This window comes from Hymenobacter sp. 5516J-16, assembly GCF_022919335.1.
GTDB classification, from domain to species: domain Bacteria; phylum Bacteroidota; class Bacteroidia; order Cytophagales; family Hymenobacteraceae; genus Hymenobacter; species Hymenobacter sublimis.
Genome location: NZ_CP095058.1, coordinates 3690099 through 3715487 on the forward strand (window position 1 = coordinate 3690099; position 25389 = coordinate 3715487).

The 25389-nt window shown below is 60.2% G+C and carries 32 protein-coding genes and 2 pseudogenes; 8 read left to right on the plus strand and 26 right to left on the minus strand.

Annotation, left to right across the window (positions count from 1 at the left end; all coding sequences use genetic code 11):
* Positions 1-405: 405 nt before the first annotated feature.
* The 10 genes from MUN84_RS18295 to MUN84_RS24725 form a co-directional block, all read right to left on the minus strand.
* Positions 406-663: a hypothetical protein gene (locus MUN84_RS18295; RefSeq protein WP_244695410.1), complete on the minus strand. Its 258-nt coding sequence runs from the start codon at positions 661-663 to the stop codon at positions 406-408.
* 129 nt (positions 664-792) lie between these two features.
* The gene (locus MUN84_RS18300) at positions 793-1533 is read right to left on the minus strand and encodes a LytR/AlgR family response regulator transcription factor (protein WP_244695411.1); all 741 of its coding nucleotides are present in this window, start codon (positions 1531-1533) and stop codon (positions 793-795) included.
* 50 nt (positions 1534-1583) lie between these two features.
* On the minus strand, positions 1584-1745 hold the full coding sequence (locus MUN84_RS18305; protein WP_244695412.1) for a hypothetical protein: 162 nt from the start codon (positions 1743-1745) through the stop codon (positions 1584-1586).
* A 2-nt stretch (positions 1746-1747) separates the two neighbouring features.
* On the minus strand, positions 1748-2689 hold the full coding sequence (locus MUN84_RS18310; protein WP_244695413.1) for a sensor histidine kinase: 942 nt from the start codon (positions 2687-2689) through the stop codon (positions 1748-1750).
* Positions 2690-2702: 13 nt separating this feature from the next.
* Positions 2703-3305 carry a DUF7010 family protein gene (locus tag MUN84_RS18315; RefSeq protein ID WP_244695414.1) on the minus strand — a complete coding sequence of 201 codons (603 nt, stop codon included), beginning with the start codon at positions 3303-3305 and terminating at the stop codon, positions 2703-2705.
* Positions 3306-3407: 102 nt separating this feature from the next.
* Positions 3408-4358, minus strand: a complete 951-nt coding sequence (locus MUN84_RS18320; RefSeq protein ID WP_244695415.1) for an alpha/beta fold hydrolase — start codon at positions 4356-4358, stop codon at positions 3408-3410.
* Positions 4359-4722: 364 nt separating this feature from the next.
* Positions 4723-5049 carry a hypothetical protein gene (locus tag MUN84_RS18325; RefSeq protein WP_244695416.1) on the minus strand — a complete coding sequence of 109 codons (327 nt, stop codon included), beginning with the start codon at positions 5047-5049 and terminating at the stop codon, positions 4723-4725.
* 111 nt (positions 5050-5160) lie between these two features.
* The gene (locus MUN84_RS18330; RefSeq protein WP_244695417.1) at positions 5161-5709 is read right to left on the minus strand and encodes a hypothetical protein; all 549 of its coding nucleotides are present in this window, start codon (positions 5707-5709) and stop codon (positions 5161-5163) included.
* A gap of 267 nt (positions 5710-5976) precedes the next feature.
* On the minus strand, positions 5977-7197 hold the full coding sequence (locus MUN84_RS18335; protein ID WP_244695418.1) for a PQQ-dependent sugar dehydrogenase: 1221 nt from the start codon (positions 7195-7197) through the stop codon (positions 5977-5979).
* Between the two features lie 239 nt (positions 7198-7436).
* Positions 7437-7853 (minus strand): hypothetical protein, encoded by a 417-nt coding sequence (locus tag MUN84_RS24725; RefSeq protein ID WP_410780059.1) that lies wholly within the window; start codon positions 7851-7853, stop codon positions 7437-7439.
* A 488-nt stretch (positions 7854-8341) separates the two neighbouring features.
* Between MUN84_RS24725 and MUN84_RS18340 the strand changes: the two are divergent.
* The 6 genes and pseudogenes from MUN84_RS18340 to MUN84_RS18365 all read left to right on the plus strand — a co-directional run.
* Positions 8342-8670: pseudogene (locus tag MUN84_RS18340) on the plus strand (TonB-dependent receptor plug domain-containing protein); the annotation flags it as partial.
* A 104-nt stretch (positions 8671-8774) separates the two neighbouring features.
* Positions 8775-9158: a hypothetical protein gene (locus MUN84_RS18345; protein ID WP_244695420.1), complete on the plus strand. Its 384-nt coding sequence runs from the start codon at positions 8775-8777 to the stop codon at positions 9156-9158.
* Between the two features lie 2 nt (positions 9159-9160).
* Positions 9161-9727 carry a hypothetical protein gene (locus MUN84_RS18350; RefSeq protein ID WP_244695421.1) on the plus strand — a complete coding sequence of 189 codons (567 nt, stop codon included), beginning with the start codon at positions 9161-9163 and terminating at the stop codon, positions 9725-9727.
* Complete coding sequence (locus tag MUN84_RS18355; RefSeq protein ID WP_244695422.1) at positions 9613-9933, plus strand: TonB-dependent receptor domain-containing protein; 321 nt, start codon at positions 9613-9615, stop codon at positions 9931-9933. Before MUN84_RS18350 ends, MUN84_RS18355 begins: the two co-directional genes overlap by 115 nt.
* A 38-nt stretch (positions 9934-9971) precedes the next feature.
* Positions 9972-10193, plus strand: a complete 222-nt coding sequence (locus MUN84_RS18360; protein WP_244695423.1) for a hypothetical protein — start codon at positions 9972-9974, stop codon at positions 10191-10193.
* Between the two features lie 367 nt (positions 10194-10560).
* Complete coding sequence (locus MUN84_RS18365; RefSeq protein ID WP_244695424.1) at positions 10561-11070, plus strand: GNAT family N-acetyltransferase; 510 nt, start codon at positions 10561-10563, stop codon at positions 11068-11070.
* Positions 11071-11079: 9 nt separating this feature from the next.
* Here the strand turns inward: MUN84_RS18365 and MUN84_RS18370 are convergent, their stop codons facing one another.
* The 5 genes from MUN84_RS18370 to MUN84_RS18390 form a co-directional block, all read right to left on the minus strand.
* Positions 11080-11901, minus strand: a complete 822-nt coding sequence (locus MUN84_RS18370) for a universal stress protein (RefSeq protein ID WP_244695425.1) — start codon at positions 11899-11901, stop codon at positions 11080-11082.
* Positions 11902-12165: 264 nt separating this feature from the next.
* Positions 12166-12447: a hypothetical protein gene (locus MUN84_RS18375; RefSeq protein ID WP_244695426.1), complete on the minus strand. Its 282-nt coding sequence runs from the start codon at positions 12445-12447 to the stop codon at positions 12166-12168.
* A 206-nt stretch (positions 12448-12653) separates the two neighbouring features.
* Positions 12654-12929 (minus strand): hypothetical protein, encoded by a 276-nt coding sequence (locus MUN84_RS18380; RefSeq protein WP_244695427.1) that lies wholly within the window; start codon positions 12927-12929, stop codon positions 12654-12656.
* Between the two features lie 86 nt (positions 12930-13015).
* A complete protein-coding gene (locus tag MUN84_RS18385) occupies positions 13016-13297 on the minus strand; it encodes a hypothetical protein (protein ID WP_244695428.1) in 282 nt (93 codons plus the stop codon).
* Positions 13282-13530 carry a hypothetical protein gene (locus tag MUN84_RS18390; RefSeq protein WP_244695429.1) on the minus strand — a complete coding sequence of 83 codons (249 nt, stop codon included), beginning with the start codon at positions 13528-13530 and terminating at the stop codon, positions 13282-13284. Before MUN84_RS18390 ends, MUN84_RS18385 begins: the two co-directional genes overlap by 16 nt.
* A 141-nt stretch (positions 13531-13671) precedes the next feature.
* Between MUN84_RS18390 and MUN84_RS18395 the strand changes: the two genes are divergently transcribed.
* Together MUN84_RS18395 and MUN84_RS18400 are read left to right on the plus strand one after the other, a co-directional pair.
* The gene (locus MUN84_RS18395; RefSeq protein WP_244695430.1) at positions 13672-13959 is read left to right on the plus strand and encodes a GNAT family N-acetyltransferase; all 288 of its coding nucleotides are present in this window, start codon (positions 13672-13674) and stop codon (positions 13957-13959) included.
* Between the two features lie 269 nt (positions 13960-14228).
* Positions 14229-15116 (plus strand): universal stress protein, encoded by an 888-nt coding sequence (locus MUN84_RS18400; RefSeq protein ID WP_244695431.1) that lies wholly within the window; start codon positions 14229-14231, stop codon positions 15114-15116.
* A gap of 366 nt (positions 15117-15482) precedes the next feature.
* Here the strand turns inward: MUN84_RS18400 and MUN84_RS18405 are convergent, their stop codons facing one another.
* The 11 genes and pseudogenes from MUN84_RS18405 to MUN84_RS18455 form a co-directional block, all read right to left on the minus strand.
* A complete protein-coding gene (locus MUN84_RS18405) occupies positions 15483-17813 on the minus strand; it encodes an endonuclease (RefSeq protein WP_244695432.1) in 2331 nt (776 codons plus the stop codon).
* Between the two features lie 198 nt (positions 17814-18011).
* The gene (locus MUN84_RS18410; protein ID WP_375374045.1) at positions 18012-18512 is read right to left on the minus strand and encodes a fasciclin domain-containing protein; all 501 of its coding nucleotides are present in this window, start codon (positions 18510-18512) and stop codon (positions 18012-18014) included.
* A gap of 372 nt (positions 18513-18884) precedes the next feature.
* Positions 18885-19049 carry a hypothetical protein gene (locus MUN84_RS18415; RefSeq protein ID WP_244695433.1) on the minus strand — a complete coding sequence of 55 codons (165 nt, stop codon included), beginning with the start codon at positions 19047-19049 and terminating at the stop codon, positions 18885-18887.
* 50 nt (positions 19050-19099) lie between these two features.
* Positions 19100-20404, minus strand: a complete 1305-nt coding sequence (locus tag MUN84_RS18420) for a cyclic nucleotide-binding domain-containing protein (RefSeq protein WP_244695434.1) — start codon at positions 20402-20404, stop codon at positions 19100-19102.
* Between the two features lie 103 nt (positions 20405-20507).
* Positions 20508-20891 carry a hypothetical protein gene (locus MUN84_RS18425; protein ID WP_244695435.1) on the minus strand — a complete coding sequence of 128 codons (384 nt, stop codon included), beginning with the start codon at positions 20889-20891 and terminating at the stop codon, positions 20508-20510.
* Entirely contained in the window at positions 20840-21937 is a 1098-nt protein-coding gene (locus MUN84_RS18430; RefSeq protein WP_244695436.1) for a hypothetical protein, read from the minus strand. Before MUN84_RS18430 ends, MUN84_RS18425 begins: the two co-directional genes overlap by 52 nt.
* A 92-nt stretch (positions 21938-22029) precedes the next feature.
* Entirely contained in the window at positions 22030-22224 is a 195-nt protein-coding gene (locus MUN84_RS24730) for a DUF2179 domain-containing protein (protein WP_410780110.1), read from the minus strand.
* A gap of 69 nt (positions 22225-22293) precedes the next feature.
* A pseudogene (locus tag MUN84_RS18440) lies at positions 22294-22832 on the minus strand (YitT family protein); the annotation flags it as partial.
* On the minus strand, positions 22823-22993 hold the full coding sequence (locus tag MUN84_RS18445; protein WP_244695439.1) for a hypothetical protein: 171 nt from the start codon (positions 22991-22993) through the stop codon (positions 22823-22825). The pseudogene MUN84_RS18440 and the gene MUN84_RS18445, both read right to left, overlap by 10 nt.
* A gap of 503 nt (positions 22994-23496) precedes the next feature.
* On the minus strand, positions 23497-24510 hold the full coding sequence (locus MUN84_RS18450; protein WP_244695440.1) for a sensor histidine kinase: 1014 nt from the start codon (positions 24508-24510) through the stop codon (positions 23497-23499).
* A 68-nt stretch (positions 24511-24578) separates the two neighbouring features.
* Entirely contained in the window at positions 24579-25373 is a 795-nt protein-coding gene (locus MUN84_RS18455) for a hypothetical protein (protein ID WP_244695441.1), read from the minus strand.
* Between the last annotated feature and the right edge of the window lie 16 nt (positions 25374-25389).

The following is a 25389-nucleotide window of genomic DNA, read 5'->3' on the forward strand; positions in this document are numbered from 1 at the left end:
TCGGCACTCCTCGTTCGTAAAATTAACCATTGGCAGCTAGCTTGATAGCTTCGTTTGAAGCTTTTCGACCAACCTGCGGCATTCACCCAGCTAGCAAGGCATTTTAGGTGGTAGGCGGCAGAGAATCTGCTTCATCCTCGGCCGGCTTTTGGCTTATTTCCAGATAGCTGAATAAGTATGTGACGTAAGCTTGTAGTAGCTAGCCCCACCTGAAAAGTATTTTTATGCTATCATTCTGAGCGGAGCGAGAATTCCGAAAGTAGCCGTTGGATACTTGACTCAGATTCCTCGCCCGCGTCCAATGACAATGACCTGCGGGTTTACTTGTGCCGACCTGCTACCTAACAACAAGGCCGCCCTGTTTTGCTAGGGCGGCCTTGTTGTTAGGTAGCAGGTAGAGCGGCCTTACCGGCCGCCCTTGCTGTATTTGTACCGCTTGGGTGCGTCTACCATACGAAATTTGTAGGGGTTGCGCGAGTTTAGGTCCAGACCCAAACCAATAGGATTGTGGTTGCGCTTAAACTGGGACTTATCATTGGGGCGGCGCCCGCTTTCGTTGGAAACGCTGCGATACTCCCGGGGTTTTTCCACGAAGGTATCCTGGGAGCAAGAGGCCGTGGCCAGCAGAATGGTAAGCGCCGAGAAGGGTAATATAGCTTTCATGAGTACAGGGGCTGAGGGAGGAGAAATGACGCCGCTAGGAAGAAGGCAGGTGTCTGAGCCTGTGTACTATAAATCATTCTAAAAAGATGCAGAAAAAGCGGAATAATCCAGTCAGTTTTTCTGCCGAGCTTATAGGCTTAGCATTTCCCGAAAGCGCACCGACTGCTGGCGCGAAACCTCAACCTCGGGCCCGCCCCGCAGCCGAATTTTCAGAGAGTTACTAAACCAAGGCTCTATGGCTTCCACCCACTGCAAGTTGATGATCTGCTGGCGGTTGGCTCGGAAGAACACCCTCGGGTCAAGGCGCTGCTCTAGATGCTGCAGGGTGCGCGGAATCAGGGGGCGGTGCTGCTCAAAGTAAATCTGGGTGTAGCTGCCATTGATTTCAAACAGGCGAATGTCGGCCAGACGCACAAACCAGCACCGCTCGCCCTCCTTCACAAACACCTGATCCTGCTCCGTAAGCGGGGTAGGGGCCGGTTCTTCAGCCGGCGCTGAACCACCTGCGGGAACCATAGCCGTGTATTTGCTGCGGGCCTTAGCTAGGGCAGCGGCCAAGCGGTTTTCCTGGATGGGCTTGAGCAAGTAGTCCAGGGCATTCACCTCAAAAGCCCGCAGGGCGTACTCGTCGTAGGCCGTGGTGAAAATGACGTGGGGAGCCGCTTCCAACGATGCCAGCAGTTCGAAGCCCGTTTCGCCCGGCATATGAATGTCCAGAAATAGCAAATCGGGTTGCAACTCCCGCAACTGCTGCCGGGCCTCCTCGGCGTGCCGGGCCTCGCCCACGATACTTACTTCTGGGAAGGCCTGCAGCAAATGGCGCAGCTCCGTGCGGGCCAACCGAGAATCATCAACGAGCAAGGCGTTCATACAGCGCTTAGAAAGGGAAGAAGATCAAGAATCAGAAGAAGGTGGCGGGCCTACCAGATTGCCGGCACGGCCGGAGCCTCCGCCGGGACTGCGGCTGCAACTGGTAGCTGCAGGTGCGCCACTACCATGTCGGGGGAGTGCGGGTCGTTGGCTAGGTGCAGGTGGGCAGCGGGGCCGAAGAGCAGGGCCAGCCGTTCCCGGGCATTGCGCACGCCTACCCCTCGTGGCCGGGGCGGGGCTCGTAGCGGCCGGTGTTGCGCACCGTAATGTGCAGGGTGTTAGAGTCGTTGAGTTGGGCGCAGAGGCGGATGACGCCGCCCGCCGGCCGCGGGGCCAGCCCGTGCTTGATGGCGTTTTCCACCAGCAGTTGCAGGGTCATGGGCGGAATCAGGACGGACAAGGCGGCCGAGTCAACGTCCAAGGTGTATTCCAGGCGCTCCTCCAGCTGCAGGGCCTCCAGCTGGAGGTAGTGCTCTACAATTTCCAGCTCCCGGCTCAGGGGCACCTGCTCGGCAGTGTTCAGCTGAATTGAGTAGCGCAGCAGATCCGAGAGGTGGGTAATCATGTCGCGGGCCCGGCCTGGGTTCTCCATCACCAGGGCCCGAATGTTGTTGAGCCCGTTGAACATGAAGTGCGGGTTAATTTGGGCCTTGAGGGTGCGCATTTCGGCCTCCTGCACGGCCGCCGTTAGCTTCCACTTGTCTACCTCAGCCCGGCGGAAGCTGGTTAGGTAGTGCCACCCGAAGTAGAAGCCCGCCCACAGCCACAGCAGAATATTTACGTTGACGGCGTACCCGAAAAACTGGGCCCAGCCGTGGGGAGCACCGTCGCTGGCCGGCCGGATCAGCAGGGCAATTACGGCCCAGATAACTACTTGGCTGAGCAGGGAAAGCACCACATTCGTCACCAACAGGCGGCCCAGCAACGGCAGCGGCCCCAGTTGTTCCCAGCCATTGGCCCGGATGTGGTAGCGCAGCCAATGGGTGATGCCCAGCATGGTGGCGGCGATGGTGAAATTAATCAGCAGCATGTCGCGCGGGCGGGCTCCCATGAAGGAAAAAGTCCCCGAGCAAATCACAAAATAGAGGCTCCAGCCCAGGAGCTGGCAGCGCCAGTACAGGCGGCTAGGAGGCGGAGCAAGAGCGTAAGAAAACATAAAGCGCGGAAGGCTAGGCAGCTACGGAAGCGTGAGAAAGCTCAGCGGCTACCCGCTGGTAGGCCTGCTGGTTGCGGCGGTAAGACACCCACAGCAGCCCGGCCAGCACCAGCAGCATGCCCACAATAAACATCGGAATCAGGTACAGATCGGTGGCTGAGGTGCGCAGGCCCAGCAGCAGGCAGCCCACCGGAATAAGGCCCGCCATCAGGGCAAAGGGACGGGCATTGTAAAACCAGGCGTAGGGGAAAAAGTGGGCTCCCGTGATAATGCCGTAGGTCATAATAAAATGCTGCGGATACCGGCTGTACACAAAAATCAGGAAGGGGAAATAGAATAGTTGGGCGAAGTTCAGCCACAGTCCTAGCGGCTGCAGCGGGTTGTGCGGCAGGGTCCAGGTAGTGCGTAGCAGCTTAGAAAAAAGCCAGGCCAGCGGCAAGGTAGCCGAGCCCACGAAGAAAGTAATGAAGCCTTTATGCGCAGGCGAACCGGGTAGCGTCCAGAGGAAGGCAATGGCTGCCCACACCAGGCTGGCCGCCACAATAAAGTCGAGCCCGTTTTTGGCTTTCACCGACAGCTCTAGCTTCAGAGCCGCAAATTCCTGTTCGAGTAACATAACTGCTAGTAGTAGGGTGAGGGTAGTACAACAGCGCTAAACTCTCCGGCGACTTTTGCCGCTGGGCGGGCGCAAGATAGGCGCCCGCCGCAACTGTAAAACCTACTTTTTTGCCAGGCTATTCTGCTTCAAAAAGGCATCGGTTTGGTTGAAAAACCACTGGGTATCGTCCCACATCAGGAAGTGCTTGCCCGCCTCCGACATTTCTATCCGGTGCTGAGGGAGCTTGGCGTACTGCTGCTCAAACACGGCCCGGGTGCCTTCCTTGGTGGAGCCGTACTGCTTGTAGGCGGCCCAGGCACCCAGCACCAGCACGGGCTGCTGAATACGAGCAACATCTTGGCGCAAGTCGTTGGTTATCAAATCGTAGTAAGCCTGGGCCACGGTAGCGGGGTCAGAAGCTACTGACCAACGGGTAGCCTGGCTGATGCGGGCCGTGTCGGTCATTATGCTCCCCGACATCTGGCGGGCTGCCGCCACGGTCATTTTGCCGCTGCTCATTTGCTTGCGCATGCCCTCGGCCATGGGCTTGGCGGCTTCGGCCGTGAGGCTGGGGTTTTGCACTGCCGCCAGGAAGGGCAATGAATCGACGATAACCAGCGGGCCGGTTGCCTCAGGTTGGGTGCTGCTCAGCCACAGGGCCAGAAAGCCGCCCAGACTGTGGCCGATAATGGCCGGCTTCTGGAGCTTCTGGGCCTTTATGTAGCCCAGGAGTTGGTCGCGCACGTTCAGCAGCAGCGGGTCGGTGCTGGCTGGGGCCGGGGTGCCGCCAAAGCCAGCCAGGGAAATAATGTGGCACTGGTACTGCTTCTGGTAATGAGCCACGGTTTCGTCCCACACGGCGCCGGGGCAGGTTAGGCCCGGAATCAGGAGCAGGGGCTGGCCTTTGCCTACTACCCGCACCGTAAAGTTGGGGTGGGCTGCCGGCGTGTCGGCGGAGGCGGCAACGGGGGCAGCCGGCGCCGCCACGCTAGCGGCTGGGGCAGCCAGCACAACGGCGGCCGTCAGGAGCAGGGCCGAGCAGAAGGGACGGAAGGTAGTGGTCAGGTTCATGGCGGAAAGCGGTTAAGAGTGGTGACGTTTGTTGCGGTTGATGAAGCAAACCTAGCCCCGCTAACGTCCCATCGAAACTACTTTTCAGCGAACGGTAAATCCGCCGGTCGAACGGTTAATCTGCCACCCAAACTGAGTAGCAGTACTAGGCCGCTGAGGATGTGCGCCGGCACCCGAGCTAGTCAATTCCGTTCTGGGCTTGTTGCGCACTAGCTGCACTTGCCGCCTGACCCAGGGCGCCTTGCGCGGGAAGCCGCGCCTACCTACGCGGGCCCTCCTTAAACGCAACAAGGCGCCCGCACGGGCGCCTTGTTGGGCAAAGTCTGGATGCTAGGGAAACACCCTAACTTGGCTATTCCCGTGCTTAAATGATGTTGCGCAGGTCTTGGCGCAGGTTCTCGATGCCGTGCCAGATGTCGTCCCAGGTGCTGCGGTCGTGGTCAGAGCCGGCGGCGGGCTTGCCGGCGGAAGCGGCTGCCTCCGGTCCGAGGCGCTCGGCAAGCCGGGCACGTTTAGCCTCCAGCGCATCGGCGTGCTGGTGGTAGGTATTCTGGGAGTTGGCGGTTGTGGCGTGGGCCCGGTTGCGTAGGGTCTGGATTTTAGCGTCGAGCTCGGTAAGCGCCTGGCGCAGATCTTCAGCGGTCAGGTGGGCGGGGGCGCGCATGTGTTCGGGGGAAGGAGTAGTAGCCATGAGTGCAGAGCGGTAAGGAGGGAGAAAAGAACCTAGACAGGTCCGTTCTGGAGTGTACTTACGCCCGCGCAAAAAGGATACAACACTTCTCTCACTCACCATTTCACTTCTTCACCACTCCCGCGGAATGCCTAGCTCCCGGGCTAGGGGAGCGGCGGCTGAGGCGTAGAGTAGGGTGAGTAGTTCATTCAACGCCGGTGCTAGCTCCACATGATAATCTTCGTGCAGCTTCTGAATAGATTTGACGACCTCGGCGGTGCGGCGGGCCAGGTGCTGGAGCAGGGGTTGGGTGGGACCATGCAAGCGGTTGGTGGCCTCGGGCTGGTGGCGCAGCACGTTGCGGAGCAGGCGCAGGGTCAGCTCAATTTCTCCCATCGTGTCGCCCGTGATTTTGCAGTGGTAGGTGAGGCGCTGCTGAAGCTGACGCACAATGTGCAGCAGGTCGTTGGGTGTTTGGTGGAAGCCCCGCACGGGGTCGTCTACTTGCTGCTGCAGGCGCTGGCGGCGTATTTCCAGCCCGTCTTCGCCCTCTAGCAGCCGGAAGGCCAACTGCTCCGTCAGCACGGCATCCTGAGCGACGAGGCGGGTAAGCAGCGTGTCTTTTTCTTTCTGGGGCAGGTGTAGCAGCGCTTTGCGCAAGTCGGGGGAGAGAGTCGGCATAGAAATAATAAACGCTGTTTAACCCTGGCAGATTCCCCGCTAGTTCGTTTAAGAAGCATCCGCCGCGACTCTCCTAAAACGTGGCTGGTAAAACATCTGCTAAGCCTAACCAAGTAAGCAGGCCTTCTCGCCAACCTTGCCTGAAGCGAGGAAGCAATACATTAAAGAAGTTGTCTGCACCCTAAAAAGCCCGTAATGCCTTCGGCCAGTTCAGCATCCTGGGCTTTGGCTTTACCGTGCACAGAGCCGAAACGGGTGGCTGTTCAGTTAGCTGCTTTTCTTAGGTTTCTTTGCTTCTCTACCTGTATAAGCCACGCGGTAGATAACCCCGTTATCATCGTCAGAGACTAGAAGGGAGCCATCTGGGGCCTGCACGATGCTGCAAGGGCGGCCGAATTCCGACTTGTCGTTTTCTATCAGCCACCCCGTCACGAAATCCTCAAACTGCTGGGGCTGCCCCTGCTCGTTGAAGCGCACTCGCACAATTTTGTAGCCCGAGGGCTGGGCTCGGTTCCAGGAGCCGTGCATGGTCACGAAGGCATCGTGGCGAAACTCAGCCGGGAACTGCTGGCCGCGGTTGAACACCAGACCCAGCGGCGCGGAGTGGGCTTTGTAGAGCAGCAGAGGCCGCACCGCTTTAGCGTCAAACTGCGCGTAGGAGTCGCCCGACTTAGGCTTGTTGGCGGGGTAGGGTTTGCCGTCGGCAATGATGGAGGGCCAGCCATAGTGGCCGCCTTCTTTAATCTGGTTGAATTCTTCCTGCTGGTCCTCGTCGCCGAGCCAGTCAATGCCGTGGTCGAGGCCGTAGAGTTGCCGGGTAGTTGGGTGCCAGTCGAAGCCGATGGTGTTGCGCAGGCCGCGGGCGTACACGCGGCGGCCCGAGCCATCCGTTTTGATCTGAAGCAGGGTGGCGTTTTCGGGGTTGTCTTCGTCGCAGGCGTTGCAGGTGCTACCCACCGAGAGGTAGAGCTGCCCATCCGGACCGAATTGCAGGGTGCGGTTGGCGTGCTGGCCGGCGTCGGGCAGGTCCTGATAAAGCATTTTGGGCTCGCTCAGGCTGCCATCGGGTTTCACATCGGCCACGTACAACTCCCGGATGGCGGCCATGTAAAGCTTACCATCTTTCAGGGCCAAACCATGCAGGTGAGGCTTTTGGGCTACCTGCTGCATTACTTCCGCCTTGCCGTCCTGGTTGGCGTCGCGGATCAGTGTCACGGTGCCTTTTACCCGGTTCGATACGTACACGTCGCCGTTGGGAGCCACGGCCAGCATGCGGGGCATATCCAGGCCCTGGGCGTAGGCACTGACGGTAAAGCCGGCTGGCGCTTTCAGGCTGCTGATGCGCTCCGGGGTTGCGGGTAGCTTTTTGGGCAAGTAAATGTTGCCCGTCATTCGGAAAGGGGTAGCCTCTGGCGGTACGTTTTGAGCCGTGGCCGAGCAGGCAAAGAGCAGCGTTGCCGCCAGCGAAAAAGTAAGTTTGGAAAGCATAGCACAGAAGAATAGTTGCGCCTAGTTCAACTGCTTTTGCCGAGCTTGGGTTGCCTCAACGTGCCACCAGCCACCCCGCATCCCAACTGATACGCTAGCGCCAGTGCCAGTAAACCCGGTGGGAATGACAGGAGCGGCGGTAGCGGCAACACACGGTAGCCCCAGAGAATTGCTTGCTGGTTGAGTTATTGATTAGCAAGGTAGTACACCGTTGGTATGAGGTTTGGTGGCGCTTGAGACTACCGCTGACCAAACCGTAGTCCGGCTGTGAAGCCTGCCCGTAACCACACAAAACGCTGGACGCCAAGATAACTGCCCACAGATGCCACCCGGCGATAGGCCGGACCAGCAAATCCTTCAAGCGTGAAGCGTGACCACAACGCCTGATACCCGAGTAAGACGCCGGCTTCCTGCTCCCGTTTTCTGTTAGTGTCCGGCAGATTAAAATCGTCCCCTCTGCCTACACGGAGGCTGCCAATACCCACAAAAGGACTTAGGAAGAGTCCATCATTTGTTGAAGTCGACCACGGGTAATACCGGTAGTCTAGGTAGAATTTGGGCCCCTTGTCGGGTTCAGCATCTTGGTTGCGGAAGTACCGGTAGCTGCCGCTGACTTGCAAGGCCGAATGGGGGCTTATCCTTATTTCTACTCCCACACCAGCAGAAAGGGGATTAGCTCCTCGACTTGTAGCACAGGATTAACGCTCAGCTTAACCGTAGACGTCTGCCCAAAAGCTATTCGGGAGACAAAGCACCCGTTAACGAGTAGCAATTTGCATAGGAAGAGTATTGGACGACGGAATAAACGCAGCATAAGGAGTAAATATACTTCTCAGGTAATAACAGGTGATAAGCAGAGGTTGAAATATACATAATCCGGCATATACAGAATCCGGCCCGGCATTGCCCCGCTGCTTCTGTTACTGAACAGCCTGCCCACTAACTGCCGCTACATAATGACGACCCGAAAATTAGGCTGTTCCCAACCCTTATCACTGATTACGGGTTAGCAAGTTCGAACCGGCGCGGCCCGGCTACTGTACCCCGACTCCTCACTGCTACCTCAATGCCTTACCGCTACGCCACGCCGCTGCTGCTCTTGCCCGTTGCCGCCTTCGCCCAAACGGCCCCGCCCGATACCGCCATGCTGCGGCCCCAGGTGCTGCCCGAAGCTACCGTAACCGGCTACGGCCAGCAGCTACCCCTGCGCCGCACCGCCGCCGCTGTGGGGGTGCTCGATGCCGCCGTGCTGGAGCGGTTTCCGCAGAACGCCCTGACCCAGGCCGTGAATACCCTGCCGGGCGTGCGACTGGAGGAGCGCGCCACGGCTAGCTACCGGCTCAGTGTACGGGGCAGCACGCTTCGCTCCCCGTTTGGGGTGCGCAACACCAAGGTGTACTACCAAGGCTTACCTTTCACCGAAGCCAGCGGCAGTACCCTCTAAATCTGCTCGATCCTAGCCTGTTCGGGGGCATTGAGGTAGTAAAAGGACCGGCGGCCAGCGTGTACGGGGCCGGTACCGGCGGAGCCGTGCTGCTCACGGGCCGGCGCCCCTGCTGGGCACTTCCCGAGCCCAGGTGGGCTTCACGGCTGGTAGCTTTGGACTGCGGCGCTATACAGTGGCGGCCGAAACAGGTACCGCTACTGGCTACCTACGTGCCAGCTACGCCCGCCAGACTCTCGACGGCTACCGCCAACAAAGCGCCCTGCGCCGCGACGTGCTGGCCCTCGACGGGGAGTGGCAGCCTACGGGCAAGCAGACCATCAGTTTGCACGCCCTGTACTCCGACCTAAACTACCAGCTGCCCGGCGGCCTTACCCGGGCCCAGTTCGAGGCTAATCCGCGCCAGGCCCGGCCGGGTACGGCCACCAGCCCTGGCACCGTGCAGCAGCGCGCTTACTATGCTTCGCGCACGGCCTTGCTCGGGGTACCCACGAAGCCCGCTTCTCGGAGCGCCTGAGTTTGCGCACTACCTTGTATCTGAGCGGTAGCAGTATCCAGACACCCTACCTCATTGATTTTGAGCGCAATACCTTGCTGGGCGGGGGCGGCCGGGTAGTGGCCAGCTACCGCACTACCCTGGCTGGGCGCACGCTCCGTCTTCAGGGTGGGGGAGAGGGGCAAACCGGCTTTGAAAGCTCCCGCAACTACCAGAACCGCGCCGGCACCCCCGGCCAACTGCGCTACGACGACGAAATCCGGACGCTTACGGGCTTTGCTTTTGCCCAGGCCGACTACGAGCTACCCGCCGGGCTGCTGCTCACGGCCGGGGCCAGCTACAACCGCCTGCGCTACCGCATCAGCCGCATTTCCGACGCCGCTACCCGCCCGAGGCCTACCAACTGGAGCGCAACTTCCGGCCCGAGGTGTCGCCGCGGGTGGCGCTGCTGCGCGAGTTTGGCCTGGGCTTGTCGGTGTACGGCAGCATCAGCTCGGGCTTCTCGCCGCCCACGGAAGAGGAAATTCGGCCTTCGGACGCTTCCATTAACCGCGCCCTGCAGGCTGAACGTGGCACCAACTACGAGGTAGGCGCCCGCGGGCAACTCTGGAATGAGCGGGTGCGCTATGATGTAGCCCTCTACGACTTGCGCGTGCGCCAGACAATTACTACCCGCACCACCGACCAGGGTACTCAGCTATTCGACAATGCCGGCAACACCCGCCAGCGTGGCGCCGAAGCGGCCCTCAGCGGCTGGCTCTGGCGGCCGGCAAGTAGCCTGACCCTGGTACCATAAGTGCTACCCAGGCGGGCGGTACCGGTCTGCGCGCCTTTGTGAGCTACGCCTACAACCACTACCGTTTCGGGAGCTACGAAAGCGGCGGCAACAATTTCAGCGGCAACCGCCTCACCGGCACGGCGCCCCACACGCTCACCACCGGCCTCGATTTCAGCCAGCAGTTGGGCTTCTACCTTAACCCCACCGTCAACCACCAAAGCCGCCTGCCCTCAACGATGCCAACACCGAATACGCCCCGGCTACTGGACCTTCGGTAGCCGGGCCGGCTGGCGTCGTGAGCTGCCGAAAGGACTAGGCCTGGATGTATTCGGAGGGATTGAAAACGCCACGAACCGCCGCTATTCCCTAGGCAACGACCTCAACGCCTTCGGGGGCGCTACTTTCAGCCGGCCCCGGGCCGCAACTGGTACGGCGGCCTGCAACTGGGCTGGCGTTGGTAAAAGTTAGCCGGCAAAATAGGTGCGGCTACCACTGCTGCCAGGCCGGGTGCCGGTAGAGTGCAGAAGTCCGCAGTAGCAGTGAAGAAGAGGGTTGGATGAGGCTCACCCGAGCGAATTTTATTAGGTCTTAAGTACTAGCTACCCTTCAGATTTACTACTTTCTCTTCAGTCTGCTGCCTTACTGATGATGTCTACCACTGCTACCATTCAGCTCCTACCCCTGACCACGGAGCACTACCCCGCTGTGAGTGCCATTTATGCCGAAGGCATAGCCACGGGTCAGGCAACTTTTGCCACCGACGTTCCGGCCTGGGCGGAGTGGGACGCCAGCCACCTACCGCATAGCCGGGTTATAGCCTTGTCTGAAGCTGGGCAGGTAGCAGGCTGGGCGGCCCTGACGCCCGTTTCGGGCCGGTGCGTGTACCGCGGCGTGGCAGAAGTGAGCGTGTACGTTGGGGCCGCGCATCGGGGCCGGGGAGTAGGGCAGCGGCTGCTGGCGCAACTGGTAGCCGAATCGGAGCAGCACGGAATCTGGACCTTACAAGCCGGTATCATGCGCCTGAACGCGGCTAGCCTGCGCCTGCACGAACAGGCTGGGTTTCGGCTGGTGGGCGTGCGGGAACGGCTGGGCCAGTTGCAAGGTCAGTGGCACGACGTCTGTCTGCTGGAGCGCCGGAGCAGGGTAGTCGGGTAGCCGTTGGTTTTAGTCCATGGCGGGTAGCAGCAGAATCGGCAGCTGCCCGTGCAGTACCACTTGGGAGGTGACGCTACGGTTGAAAAGCTGCCCCAAAAAGCTGCGGCGGCGGGCAATAAGCACCAGCAGATCGGCCTTGGTTTCAGCGGCGGCCAGCAGAATGCCGGCTGCTATGCGGCGGTGCCGAATACTATGGCACAGCACCCGGAAGGTAGTACCCTTGGTTAAGCCACTCGCAACAACGGCTTCAAAAGCCTGGGCACAACTGTCGCTGTTCTCAGGCTCCGCTACGTGCGTTACGGTGAGGTGGGGCTGTAATTGTTCCAACAGCACCTGTACGCCCGCCGACTGCACCTTCAACTCAATGGGGCTGTTGTCGGCGGCAATAGTTACGCAGTGCGGGGGAACGGGAGCCTGCGAGGCAACGGGCACCACCAGCAGGGGCGTACGGGTAGCCCGCAGCAGCTTCAACGACGTGCTGCTGACCAGTTCATCCGGGGTAGTTTCGGTATCAGGCTTGCCCAGGATTACCAGGGCGGGTGCATGGCGGCGCACAGCGTCCGCTACGGCGCCCTCCACCCCGTCTACCGCCGATTCAACCGTGGCGCTTACCTTCAGCGGCTGCACCCGCTCCTGCAGGGCCGCCGCAATTTCGCCCTCGCTCATGTGGCGGATGGTGCCCGTGAAAGCTTCCGGGTCAAGCAAAGTTTCGCGACGGATATGCAGGACAACTAGCGTGGCCTGGGCGGGCGCGGCCAGAGCCGCTGCGTAGCGCAGGGCATGGTCGGCGGCCGGCGTAAAATCGGTGAGGACGAGGAAAGAAGCTGCCATGGATGGAAGAAGGGTTGGGAGCGGAAAGCTACGCGTAAGAATTGTATACGCGAAATGCCCAACAGGTGACAGGTGCTTGGCTTAAAAACTCCCTGCTTTCCACTCACCGCGGCCCAGTTCCTGACTAGCAGAATAGTTGCCCTCAAAGCCCCCAGCCATGTTTAGGCAGACGGCCTACTTCCTTATACATGCCAACGTGTCCTACTAGTGCTGGGCATTGGGCTGCCGCTTCGGGAGTGGTTGCTACGCAGTGGGGCTGGCTTGCTAATGGGGTAAATGCTGCCGGACAAAATCGATGGCGAAGGCTTTGATCTGGTCGCGAGTATCTTGGAAAGCTGTTCGTATTTCGGCCTCCGAGCCAGTAGCGCGGGCGGGTTCAGGAACGCTATGGTACAGGCGGGTGGCGGTGGTAGCGCCCGGCAGCACGGAACAGGTTTCGCGGGCATGGTCGCACACACTCAGCACGAAGTTAAACGGGGTAGTAGCGTACTCCATGGCCAGGGTGAAGGTATGGTGCCTGCTCTCGACCTCATCTTCGGCCATCATCTACACCCCCGCGGGTTAAGCCCGTGAGTTTCTACCCCAGCCGAGATGGACACGGATGGCAACTCCTCGGCAGCGGGTCTGCCACGTATTACCATAAAAAAACACGACCACTCTACACATACTCCTTCAATTTCAGGAGAGTGTAGAGTGGTCGTGGTGGTTAGGTGCCTTCTGGCAAGCAGTTGGCTGCGCCGCTAGCTGATGTTCTAGCGGTTGTTATCGTCGATGGGGTTGTTGAAGCCGGGAATGTCCAGCTCGTCACGACGGGTCGTGTTGTCGGCGTCGGGGCCAGCGTTGCCGGCGCCATCCAACGGAATGCCGGTGGTTTCTTCTTCGAGGCGGGCGGAGGTATCCAAAGTGCCTTCCTCGTCGCGCTTGTAGCCGTACAGCTCCTCGCGGTGCTTGCGCTGTTCTTCCGTTAAGTTAGCGCCCGAGTTTGGGTCGAGGGCGGCGGCGGGGTCTTGATTTGGTTCAGTAGCCATGGAAAAGGGATAAGAAAATCAGCGCCTAACACTGCGCTGCGGCCCGGCGCTGATGTTAATGGATGAGAAGGGCAAAACGCCAACTACTATTTGTCTTTGTCATCGCCGGCGAGAAGCTGGCCGTCCGTGCTGGCGCCGGGAATGCCGCGGCCACCATCGGGGCGCAGGGCGCTGAATTCATCGGGGTTGTCGTTGTTACCCACGTTCGGGTTGTGGGGCTTTTCGTCGTCGTCGCGGGCAGGGCCCTGGCTATGGTTGGCCGGCTCGTTGGTAGCCCAGTTGCGGGTGCCGCCGCCATAGCGCGGATCGTCCTGAGCCCAGCCTTCGCGCTGCTCATCGTACTCGGCATCCGCTACCTGCCGCACCAAGGAGGGTCGAGGTTCTGCGGGACACTGCCGCGCTGCTCTGGGAAAGCCACGGAAGGAGCCGCTTGGCCACCTTGGGTTACACTTTCACCCGAGTGGGTAGGGGTAGTAGTCCGGGCCTCCGTGGGCTGGTTAGGCTTGCCGAACTCTCCATACTGAGGCGTTCCGGTGGGCGAGTTAGCCGCAGTAGAGTTGGTATCGGGCGTAAAATCGGAGTTTTCTGGGGTATGTGCCATGGTGGGTAGAATAGGAAGAGAGAAACAGAAGAGAAAGCGCGGCCTACGTAGCCAGCGCTGCTTCTCATACGTAAATGCCTGACAAATGGCGGTACTGAACCATACCGTCGGGTCTTCCTTCTTCTTCTACACCTTCTGTCCATGGCTGCTTCCATCACTCACAACGCTCCCGATCAGGAATTTACAATTATTCAGGATGGCTACACGGCTGAGTTAGCCTACAGCCAGCCCCAGCAGGGCGTTATCGATTTCACGCACACGTTTGTGGAAGAGGGCCTCCGGGGTAAGGGAGTTGCTGAGGAACTGGCCCGCGCGGGCCTCGCTTACGCTCGGGAGCAGCAGCTACGGGTGCGCACCAGCTGCGAGTTCATGCAGCATTTTGTGCAGCGTCACCCCGAGTACCAGGAACTGCTGGAACCGGCCGACTAACTGCGTGCTAACCCCTATAGCCTCCGTCGCCTGCTGCTCGGGCCCGCATAACGAGCAAGTGAGGGCAAGTTTGAGGCAAGTGAAAAAGGCCTTTTGGGTCCTTAGAAGTTAGTCGACGGGCAAAAAAGCTGATGGAGCTAGGTGCAGCAGAAACGGTTGGGAATAAGACGTTTTTAATGTGGTGTTAATTTCTGGCACTGCCTTAACTCGTAACTTTCTCATAGACAGTATAGTTTTTCCAGTTCCGTCCAACGCTAGTGCCTTGCCCCATGCTGACTTTTCATGTCCTGACCGATTTTTCGGCTACGGCGGCCAATGCCCTGCGCTACGCCGAGGTACTGGCTCGTCACCTAGGGGCGCACCTGCGGCTCTGGCACGTGCTGCCCGTAACAAATGGGGTGGAAGGCCGCTACTTCAGCGCGGCAGCAGGAGGCCTAACGGCTACCGAAAGCGCTCAGCAGCTAGCTGAGCTAGCCCGTAAAATCAGCAGGTCGGTGCCGTGCACGCACGAAGTCATTACCTCGGATGCCGCCGCGCGCCTTACGGCGGCCATGCGCAGTAGCGTGGGGCATATTATAGTGGTTGGAAACAGCAACCCGGCTAAGCGAATGACTACTGCCGCCACCAGTACAGCCCTATATGTGGTGCGGCAGGTAGCCCAGCCGCTGCTGGTGGTGCCCGCTACCTTTCGGGCCGGACCGGTGCCGCGCCGCATTGTGCTGGATACCGACCGGCGCGCTGTACGCCTACCCGCCACGGCAGAAACCATTCCGGCCCTACTGGCTCAACTGACGTATGCGCGCTTCCCTCTGACGCTAAGCCACCTGCCCAGCGACGTGGACCACCTGCTCACCCGAATCATTCCGGAGGTGGTGGGTATTCACGTGTACACCAGTGAGTTTTCGCCGAAAATGGCTGAAATAGCGGCCCAGTTGCACCAAACAGGCCTGTTGCGCGGCGTAGCGCACACCGTAGCTACTGCCCGCCACCCCAGCATTGAGCAAGGCATCCGGCACGCGGCCGCCCGCTACCGCGCCGATATGCTTTCGTTTGTGACCCGGCAGCGCTCCTTTACCGGAACCCAGTTCTTGCAGAGCGTAACGGCTGGCCTGCTCGCTCACAGCCGCATTCCCGTCCTGACCATTGCCGAGGTGTAACTTCTATTTTCCCCACTTTTATGGTATCTGGCTACGGCCGAGTGTTTCGTCCCCTGCATCTACTAAATACGGCCTGCGTTGCCATGCGGGCCGTAGCGCTTACCGGATAGCCAGGGGTTTCGTTGAGGAGTAAGCACGCAGCAAAAAGACCCGTAGCTCGGAGGCACCACCAGAGCAGCCGGCGTACCTGATGACAAAGCTACTACCTCAACGATACTGCGCCAGACGCTCCGACTGCACCCCTGCGGAACGTTCAGGCTGACTTCTATAATACCTTCTGCTCCCTCATGTAGAAAAAAAGTCCGGCCCGCCCACCTCGGAAAATCAAGGAGAACGGGCCGGATCAGGGCGTTTGCTTCTGGATAGTTACCGCTGCACGGCTAGGCGGCCGGTGTACTGCACCCCATCTGCCGTTACGCGCACGGAGTAGAGGCCACTAGCCAAGGACTGAACATTAAGGGTTGCTGCCTCCGCGGCGCTCAGCAGTTGGGTGCGGACTAGTACCTGCTGGCCCAGGGCGTTATAGAGGCTGATGGTGGTCTTATGGCGCCCCCGCAACTCCGGCAAACGCACCTGCACGCTGCCCCCGGCCGGGTTAGGATACACCTCCATGCCTGCTGCCAGGGCGGCGGCCTTGGGGGTGCGGGTTATGGTAGCGCAGGTGCTGGTGTGGCTTCCTACGCCCGTGTATACATCCACGCCCTGGGCTTGCCAGCCGTCGGCGGCTAGGCTCCAGCGCGGTTGGCCCCGGCTTACGGTGGGCTTGCGTACCAGCGTGTTGTCCCGGGTTGAGCCGCCGCTGGGCACAGTCCAGCTACCACCGGCGGGCACCTGCCCGATAACGCCAATGACATCTAACGTATCAGTGCCATTAAATAGCCCAATGGAGTGGGGGCCGTTGAAAAAGCCTACCCCAGATTGCAAGTCAGTTTGGGCTTGCACCAGGGTAGAGGTGACGCCAGTGTTGGCAATAACGTACACGTCGCCGGGGGCAATGGTGCCGCTAAGCAGGGCCGTTTGCGAAGGGGTAGTCGACCCGCTGGGGTAAAGGCGTACTTCGATATCGGTCAGACTAATAGGAGCTGGCGAGGGGTTATAGATTTCTAGCACCTTGGTGTTACCCGTTGCGCCTTCCACGTACTCCGAGAAAAACAAATCGGTGCAGGGCGAGCCGGCCGGGGCTTGGTCGTCGTTCTGAATGGTGAGCACGTGGGCGGCGGGCGTGCCCAAAATGGCGCCGCCGGTGGTGGGCACGCCCAGCACCAGCCGCACGGTTTCGTTGGGTTCCGGCTGGGTATCGGCGGGCACGGTGAGCGTCACGGTCTGCGTCTGGGATGCCTGCCCGGCCACAAAGGTCAGGGAGCTGGTTGCCAGGGTGTAGTCGGCGGGCGAGGTGGCAGTAGTGCCGGTGGCGCTTACCGTGACGGGAATGGTTACGTTGGCGGAAGGGGCACTACCGCTCAGCGTCACGTTCACGGAATAAGTGCTGGTGCCGGCATTACCTTCGGGTAGGCTGCCCGTGGCGGAGGCAAAGGCAATGGTTGGGGCCGGGCCGTCATCGTTCGTGATAGTCAGCTCGTGCGAGGCGGGGCCACCCACGGCCCCGCCGGTGGCAGGGTTGCGCAGGCTAAGTACCACCGTTTCATTGGCCTCCGGCTGGGCGTCACCCGTCACCGTGACGGTCAAGGATTGCGAAGTCTGGCCGGCGGCAAAGGTTAAGGTTTGGGGTGAGGTAAAGGCGAAGTCCTGGCCCGCCGTGGCGGTAGAAGTGGCCGCGTCCAGGGCTACCTCCACGGTCAGGGGAGTAGTAGGGGCCGACGTGATGGTAACAGTAGTGGTATAGGTGGCTGTGGTGCCGCTGGCGCCCTCCGTTACGCTGCCGCTGGCCGTAGCAAAGGAAAACGTGGGCAGCGCCTGAAAGCCCCAGGCCCGAGCTACCAGGTCGGGGTAGGAAATGTAGGGGTTGAAGTTGCCCTGGCTTTTGGCCACGCGGCGGTTTCGTTCCCGCTCCCGGGCGTCTACGGGGTCGGCCAGGTGCCACTGGTACAAGGTGTTCAAATCAGCAGCGGCGGTAATTATGCCCTTGCCCGGGTCAAACTTCTCGTTCTGGTGCACCGTGTAGAAGTAGAAAATAGACCGGGCCAGGTTGCCCTTGTGGTCCTCGCGGGGCTCAAACTGCGCGTCCGTATCTTCGCTGTATTCGTTGATGTTTGTTGTCGGAATAGTGGTCTGGCTCTGGTTATTGCGCATCCAGAGGCGGGTTTGCGCATCCGGAATTTCAGCAAACGGATCGGAGCCCCGGTTGCTGTTCCAGGTGTCATAGGTAGGAAACAGGTGATGAATGTCGGAGCGCATGCGCACTGCCTCATCAAACCACGACTGCGGCACGGTATGCTCGCAGTTAATGCGCGACACCACGCCCGGGTTAGTGCTGCTTGAGTCCAGGGGCGTCAGTTCGGTGTACCCCGAGTACACGCATACTACCCGGCCGTTCTGGTTATCAATGTAGTTGTACATCTTGCCCCGGGCCGCGTTATAGCTGAGCTCAATGCGCCGGCCATCGTACCAGTTTTGGCGCAGCCAATCTTTCAAATCTTGGCCTTGCAGGGCAGTGGGCGGCGCGGGTGGTAGCGTTTGGGCTACCACTGCGCCCAGGCTTAAGGAAAAGGCTAACAGCCAGGAGAACAGGTGTTTCATTCGCAAAAGGTGTGGAGGACGGGGGTGAAAACCAAAGGTCGCAAATATTGGCCGGACGGGCCGGGGGCGGGCTGCGGCCACCGGCTTTCGTAACAAATCCGTAACACAACGGGCCGGCCAACCTGCTGCCCCCAGCACACAAAAAGGCCGACCCCGGAACGGAGTCGGCCTGAGAGGTAGCGCGCAGAGCGGCTGAACTTACTTGGTCGGCATCAGCACGGTATCAATTACGTGGGTCACGCCATTTTTTGATACCACGTTCGGAATGGTCACGTTAGCCATGCCGCCCTTAGTGTCATGCAGCATCACCGTGTCGCCCATGCGGTGTACCGTTAGGGTTTCGCCTTGCACGGTAGTCAGCGTCTGGCCATCCTTCAGGTCAGCGGCCATCAGGCGGCCGGGTACCACGTGGTAGGTCAGGATGGTGGTGAGCTTCTGCTTATTTTCGGGCATTACCAGCGTGTTCACGGTGCCCGCCGGCAGCTTGTCGAAGGCCGCGTTGGTAGGAGCGAATACGGTGTAGGGACCCGCGCCTTTCATGGTTTCCACCAGGCCGGCTGCCTTCACGGCCGCTACCAGCGTGGTGTGGTCAGTGGAGTTAACGGCGTTATCGACAATGTCCTTGTCCGGAGTCATCATGGCGCCGCCCACCATTACGCCGGCGCTGCTACCCCCACCCGACATCTTCATGTCTTTCATGTCCTTGCCTTTGCGGGGCTTGGTCGTGGCTTTCAGCTTGGCACCATCGGCCGACTCACCTTTCACTTTTACTTTACCGTCGTCGTCCACCTTGGTTTTGGTGGTCATGCCGCCTTCGGTAGTCTTGGTTTTTTCGTCGTCCGACTTAGTTTTCATTTTGCCCTGGGCCACGGCCGAGCCAGTAGTGAAAACGAAGGCCAACGCCAGGGTAGAAAGCAGATGCTTGTTCATAATGCGAGAGATTGAGTGGGAATCAGGCGAGAGAAAAGGCTGCCAGATGGCGGCAAGCCCAAGTGCGGCTATATACGCAGGAGCTTGCCGTTAGGATTCCGACCCCACACCAGCAGGCAGCCGTTCCCCGCTCCGGCACTCCTAGCCTGGCTCGTTTCGAACCATTTCGCCGGTAGTCAGGGCCCTCATCTTCTCGTTTTGTAGGCGCAGGCGCTGGCAGAGTACGCGCAGGATGTTGTCCAGCACTTCGGCGCATTCCTCCATCACGTCGTAAAAATCCTCTTGATCCAGCCGAAACGCCACCACCGGGCCCTTAGTAACGGCCGTGGCGGAACGGGGCTCCGCATCGAGCAGGGCTAGCTCCCGAAAAAGTCGCCCTCGTGGAAAGTAGCCAGTTGCTGCTCCCCCGTAAAAATCCCTACCTCTCCCGTGTAAATAATAAAGAGCGAAGTGCCCAGGTCGCCCTTCGCAAAAATGGTGTGCTGGTCAGGAAACTCTACTTCCTTCATAATAGGTACAATGCTGCTGAGCACATTCTCAGGCGTTTGAGCAAACAGAGTAGTGTGCTTGAGCAGCAGTACCCGCTCCACCGCCGAGATGCGCGGGGCCACGGCTGCCGGGCCGTCCGGGCTGTCCGTGGCGCACGGATAGAGGCGGCACCAGTGCTCATACACGGCCGGGTAGCGGGCGGGCAGCAACTCCAGCACGTCTTCGGCGCTTTCCCGCACCAGCAGGTTAGAAGCGTGCAGGTACGTGCGCAGGGTAGCCACAGTGGCGGGCGTGGGCTGCCACTGCCGCAGGGCCACGCTCACGGTCCAGGGCGCAAACGCATCCTCACCCCGCTGCAGAATAAGAGTCAGAATAGACTCTGGCGGCACGGGGCCCAGCAGTTGGTCGAAGGTCTGCACCTTTTTGGTGAGTCGGCCCACGTCCACGAGGGCCTGCAAACCCTGGTAGAGGGGCCGCGGAATCAGGTTATCGAGAATTTCCAGGGCATTGGCTTGGCGCTCCTGTCCGGCCCGGGCTATGCCGCGCTGAGCGTCGAGGATGGGTTGGCGGTCGTAGAGCTGGAGCAGCAGGCCAAACAGCCGCTGCTGCACCTTGGTCAGCTCGTACTTTAGGCAGGAGCGCAACTCCACGTTGGCCCCCAGCATGCCGTGCAGTAGCAGCTGCGCCAGCCGCATTTCCTTCTGCATCAGGTTCTGAAACAGCGGAGCTTCAGCCGCCACGGCCTCGTAGCGGCTGAGAGCATGCAGGGCGGCCGCCCGCCGGCTCAGGTTGGATTGTTGGGCCAGGGCTACCAGCACGCGGCGGCTGGCCGGCGTGCCCACGCGGGCACACACCATGGTTAGTCGGCGCAGCAAGGGGTAGTCGGTTTGGCGGTGCAGGGCCGTTTCCAGGGCTGGCAACACGGCGGCGCCCATGCCAGCTAGGGCACTGGCGGCTGGCTTGCGCACGGCCTTTTCTTCCAGCAAATCAATCAGCAGCTCAATGATGGGCGCCGTGGGCGTTTGGGCGGCGGCTTGCACGGCCGCCTTCACCAGGCTGGGCTCTAGGCTATGCAGGCAGGTGTGCAGCAAGGCGGTTTGCCGGGGCGGGGGCAGAAAGCGCAGCAAGGCCAGGGCCACTTGCCGCGGCTCCACGGCATTGGCGGCGGCCAACTCCTGCAGGCTGGCCTGGGCCGCCGGGTCGGTGGGCGTAGCCGTCAGGCACTGGGCCAGCGCGGCCTGGCGCTGTGCTAGCTCGGGGTGATAGAGGGCTGCGTCAGGTATAGGCCCGGTTTCGGGGGTGAAGCGGCCAAAGATGTATCCGGTGAGACAGGTGGGGTAGGGGCATCGGGGCAGGGGTTTCTTCTAAGTGCAGGATGTCGGTGGTGTTCCAGGCTGGGTGGGGCTGGTCGGGGAAGCGGCGGCTGAGCACTGTTTTTAGCTCCTCCAGGTAGTAATGGTGGGTATGGCGCAGCAGCAGCACGACCCCCAGCAGTAGCAAAGCCATTCCAGCAAAGGCCAGCCCGGCGCCGGCCGTTGGCAGGGCCTGCGCTGCCAGCAACAGCCCGCCCATCAGCCCCATGCCCAGGGGCTCGTAAAAACCTTTTACTAGGGTGTGGCCACGTAGGCGCTGGGGCGGAGAAAGGGGTTGAAATAGCACCAGAAACACGGGGTCGAAGACGGCCCGGCGCAGCACCTCCAGCCCCAGATACAGCCCGCAGAAGTATACCAGCTGGCCAGCCGGCCCAACCCCAGCAGTAGCAGGCCCCCAAACAGCGCTACCCCAGCCAGGGCAAGGAGGGGTAGGAGCAACAGGGTTCGGGGCAGGCCTAGGTGGTCGAGGCCGTGGCGGGTGAGCAGGAGCTTGCCCAGCATCGCCAGCAGGTAGGCCAAGGCCAGCACCCCGCCCACGTACTGCAGAATGGTGGTCTGGTCTTGGAGCTTCTGCTTGACGTTGACAAAGAAAAAGTACTCGACCCCGGTGGCTACGGCGGCCACAGCCAGCATGCTCAGCCCCATGTACAGCACCAGCGGATTGCTGCCCAGCAGTCGGCGCAGCCAAGGCGAGGATACCGTCGGGCGCACCCGGGCTGGGGCCGGCCGCGCCTCCACCACGTGCGAGCGGAACGTAAGGTACTGGGTGTAAAGCGCCGCCACGTACGCGCCGAAGGCCACAAACAGCAGAAAAAACAAATCGGCGCGAGCGTGCACAAAGATGGCCAGCACGGCCCCGAGGGCCTTGGCGGGCATGTCGCCGGAGCTGATGACGCTGAACAGGCGCCGGCCCTGGCGCACATCAAACACCACCGCCGAAAGCCCCCAGAACTCCAGGTTAGTCAGTAGGTAAATGAGGCGGTAGCCCACCAGCAGAGCTACGGCTGCCACCACCGCGTGGCCGGCCGTAATCAGCAGGGCCAGCATACCGGTGAAGCCCACTACAACCAGCAGGGCCCGGGTAGCCAGCGTTTTTAGGGGCCAGCTGTGCTCAAAATGGGCGTATACTTTGCCGAGGGCAATGGTAGCCAGGGCGCTCAACCCATAAGCCAGCGGAAGGCTGCTCTCGGGCTGGTGCTCGAGTAGCAACACGTTGGCTACCACGTACACCAGCACGGTACCGATGCCCAGCAGGAAGTTGTGCAGAAAGAACAGCCACACCGTACTCACTTCCCGCGTGCGGACGCCCAAAAAGTGCTGCCAGGTTTCCATTGCGGTGTGCGTGAAAAGGGAAGAACAGAATTGAACTGGACTGAGTAGGCAAAGCCCGGCGGCGTCAGAAGGTCAGTGCAGGGGCCGTTTTTTCACCAGCCCGCCCGGGTGTCGCTCACGCACTGCATCACAATGAAGGCGTGCGGGTCAATCTTGCGGATTTCATCGGTGAGGTGAATCACTTCCAGCCGGGTCACGACGGTGAAGATGGCCTCAATGCGCATGTGCTGGTGGCCGTGGGAGCCGAAGCCGCGGGTGCATTCGTACACGGTGGCCCCGCGGCGCATTTTGTCGGTAATTAGCCGGCGGATAGCTTCGCTGTGGGTAGAAATAATGGTCAGACCGGTGTACTCTTCGATGCCGGCAATGACAAAATCCACGGTTTTGGCCGCTGAGAGGTAGGCCAGGATGGAGTAGAGGGCCGTTTCCACGGACAGCAGCCAGGCCGCTACCCCAAAAATGATGATATTGATTATCAGGATGATGTCACCGATAGAGCCGGGTAGCTTCTTGCTGATGTACACAGCTAGAATCTCGGTGCCATCGAGCACCCCGCCGCCGCGCATGGCCAGGCCCACGCCAGCTCCCAGAAAGAACCCCCGAACACGGCTATCAGCAGCTTATCTTGGGTCAGGGACGGAAAAGACACCACCAGTAGCACGCCCGCCAGCGTGAGAATAGTGAGCAGGGTTTTAAGCGCGAATTTGGGTCCGATCTGGAAGTAGCCCAGAACGATGAAGGGAATATTGATCAGCACAATCAGGACGGACAAGGAAAGTCCTGTTACTTGGCTGATCAGCAAGGAAATACCCGTTACGCCACCATCGATGAAGCCGTTGGGTAGCAGGAAGGCTTTGAGCCCCAGCGCGGCGCAGAATACGCCCGTCACGAGCATAACACCGTGTACCAGCAGGTGCCGCAGCCACTGAAAGGAAAGCCGGTAGAACAGGCTGTATTCAGGTTCGGCAGCCAGCGGGGGGCGGCCGTGGCCGTGCGCACTTGCCGGGCCACCGGCCGGGTGCGGAAGCGCGAGGGAATGAGTTGCTCGATTAGCATCGTCAGACTACCAGCAGTCGTACGTGAGTGCCGTTGCGCGCGAGCACGCCTAAGGCACTCCAGAATCTTTTGCGGCTATTCTATGGCCTATCGTAGCCTCAGAACAGCCTCCCACTTTGCTTGACCGCGCGTTGTTGACCCCGCACGGACTACACCCGAATAACGCCCGAAAAAGCGCTATTCGCTACCAACATCCTCTCCACAAACCGCACCGGAGCGGTTTATTCACACTGCAGGAGCGCAGCATTTTACTTGGCTTTCTGAGCAAAGTAAAAATAAAGATAAAATACGTTATATATAAGCTAATCCTACTTTTTCTCAGCCGCCCTATACGTTAGGGTATTGTGGGCGAGAATCCCCGTTTAGAGGCTTACTGCTTAACAATCTTCCTGCAAAAGGGAGAGGCATCTCCTTCAACTGACGTTTTACTACCACTGACTGCTTAGCCAAGCGAAATTCTTCGCGCTGCAGGAGGTTCGTGTTGCCTGCAACCCACGCACGTCCTACCTAGGCAGCCCGACGCGAAACTCCGTGAATTCGCCTTCTTCAGTGTCCAGGGTCAGCGTGCCGCCCTGGCCTTTCGTGACGATGTCGTAGCTCAAGGACAAGCCCAGGCCCGTGCCCTCGCCCGTGGGTTTGGTAGTGAAAAATGGCTGGAATACCTTCTGGCGAATGGCCGCTGGAATACCCGTTCCATTGTCGCGCACGATAATGAGCACCTGCTGAGCCGTTAGTTTCGTGCTGACGGCTACGGCCGGCTGGTACGATGGCTCACTCAGCATCTGGCGCTGTTGCACGGCATAAAAAGCGTTGGTAAACAAATTCAGCAGCACCCGCCCGATTTCCTGAGGTACCACCCGCACTGGCTGCACCTCGGGGCTGAAGCGGGTAGTGAGCGTGGCCGTAAAGCTTTTATGGCGGGCCCGTACGCTCTGGTAGGCCAGCTGCAAGTATTCTTCGCAGAGGGCGTTCAGGTCGGTAGGCTGCCGCTCGCCGGTGCTGGCCCGGCTGTGTTCCAGCATGTTGCGCACAATGGCGGCGGCCCGCTGCCCGTGCTGCGTTATGCGAATCAGGTTTTGGCGCAGGTCCCGGGTTAGGTCGGTTTCCAGCGCGGAGCGGTCCGGGGCGCTGAGCTGCTCGGCTTCCAGCTCGCTGAGCAACTCGCCCGATACTTCAGCAAAGTTGTTGACGAAGTTGAGCGGGTTCTGAATCTCGTGGGCGATGCCCGCAGTCAACTCACCCAGGGAAGCCATTTTTTCGCGCTGCACCAGTTGGGTTTGGGTATTGCGCAGCTCCAGCAGGGTTTCCTCCAGATTATTGCGCTGAGCTACTACCTCGGCCGTACGCTGGGCCACCTGTTGCTCCAGAAGTTCATTTTGCTGGGCCAGTAGCAGCTGTTTTTCCTTTTCCTGGCGCAGCCGCCGGTGCTGCTCCCGAATCAAAATAACCACAATGCCCACCGCCAGTAGCAGCAGGATGGGGCCAATCAGCAGCAGTGGCAGAAGGTCTGGGGGCATGGGGTACTGCCAGCTTATTCAGAAATGGATACCGGTAGTGGTTACGGAGCAACGCAAGTCCGGTCGGGCTACGTAGCGCTCCAGCGCGACGGTTGGGGTAGGCGCAGCCCCACCAGCGGCCGGCCCAGCAGGCGGTAGCGCCGCGGGTGCCAGCGGCTGTAATGCAGCCAGTGGGGTAGGGCCCGCCGGGGCGACACGCTCAACGGAAAAAGTTGAAACATCCAGGCCAGTAGCCCCATTTGCACGGCCATCAATAGCATATCGGGCGCACTAAGCAGAGTGTCTAGTCGAATCAGGGTGGCTACGTCGTACCCCGCGTGATATATAATGTTGATAGCCACGTAGCTAACAATGGAGCTGGAGCAGTACACCAGCACCGCCGTGCTCAAGAAAAACTCAGGCTGCGTTTCCAGGGGGTGCTGCTGGGCGCCGCGCGTCAGGTACAGTACGTGCCAAATGGCCAGGGCCAGCAGCATAGCGCAGCCCCAAGCCTGGGAATACGTATTGACGTCCGTGAAAAGCCCGTTGAGCACCGCCGCATCCAGCAGGGCCACGACCAGAAACACCAGCAGCCCGGCCTTTATAAAAGGGTGGAAGCGCCCGGGCAGCAGCTGTCGGTAAGTCTGCAGCAGACAGCACACCAGCACCACCGTGCCCGCGTGATACAGGTACACGTTGTTACGAAATACCAGCCGGCTAAACATATCAAGGAAGTAAAACAGGGCCTTGATGCCCACGTAGTAGTACACCGGGCGAAAAGCGGCTGGCAAATGGTGGCGGCGTACCTGGGCGCAGGCAAACGTAACCAAGGGTGCAGCCTCCAGCGCCCGGTTAAGTACCTGCAAGCTAGCGGAAGTGTCCATGCCTACAGCAGTGCAG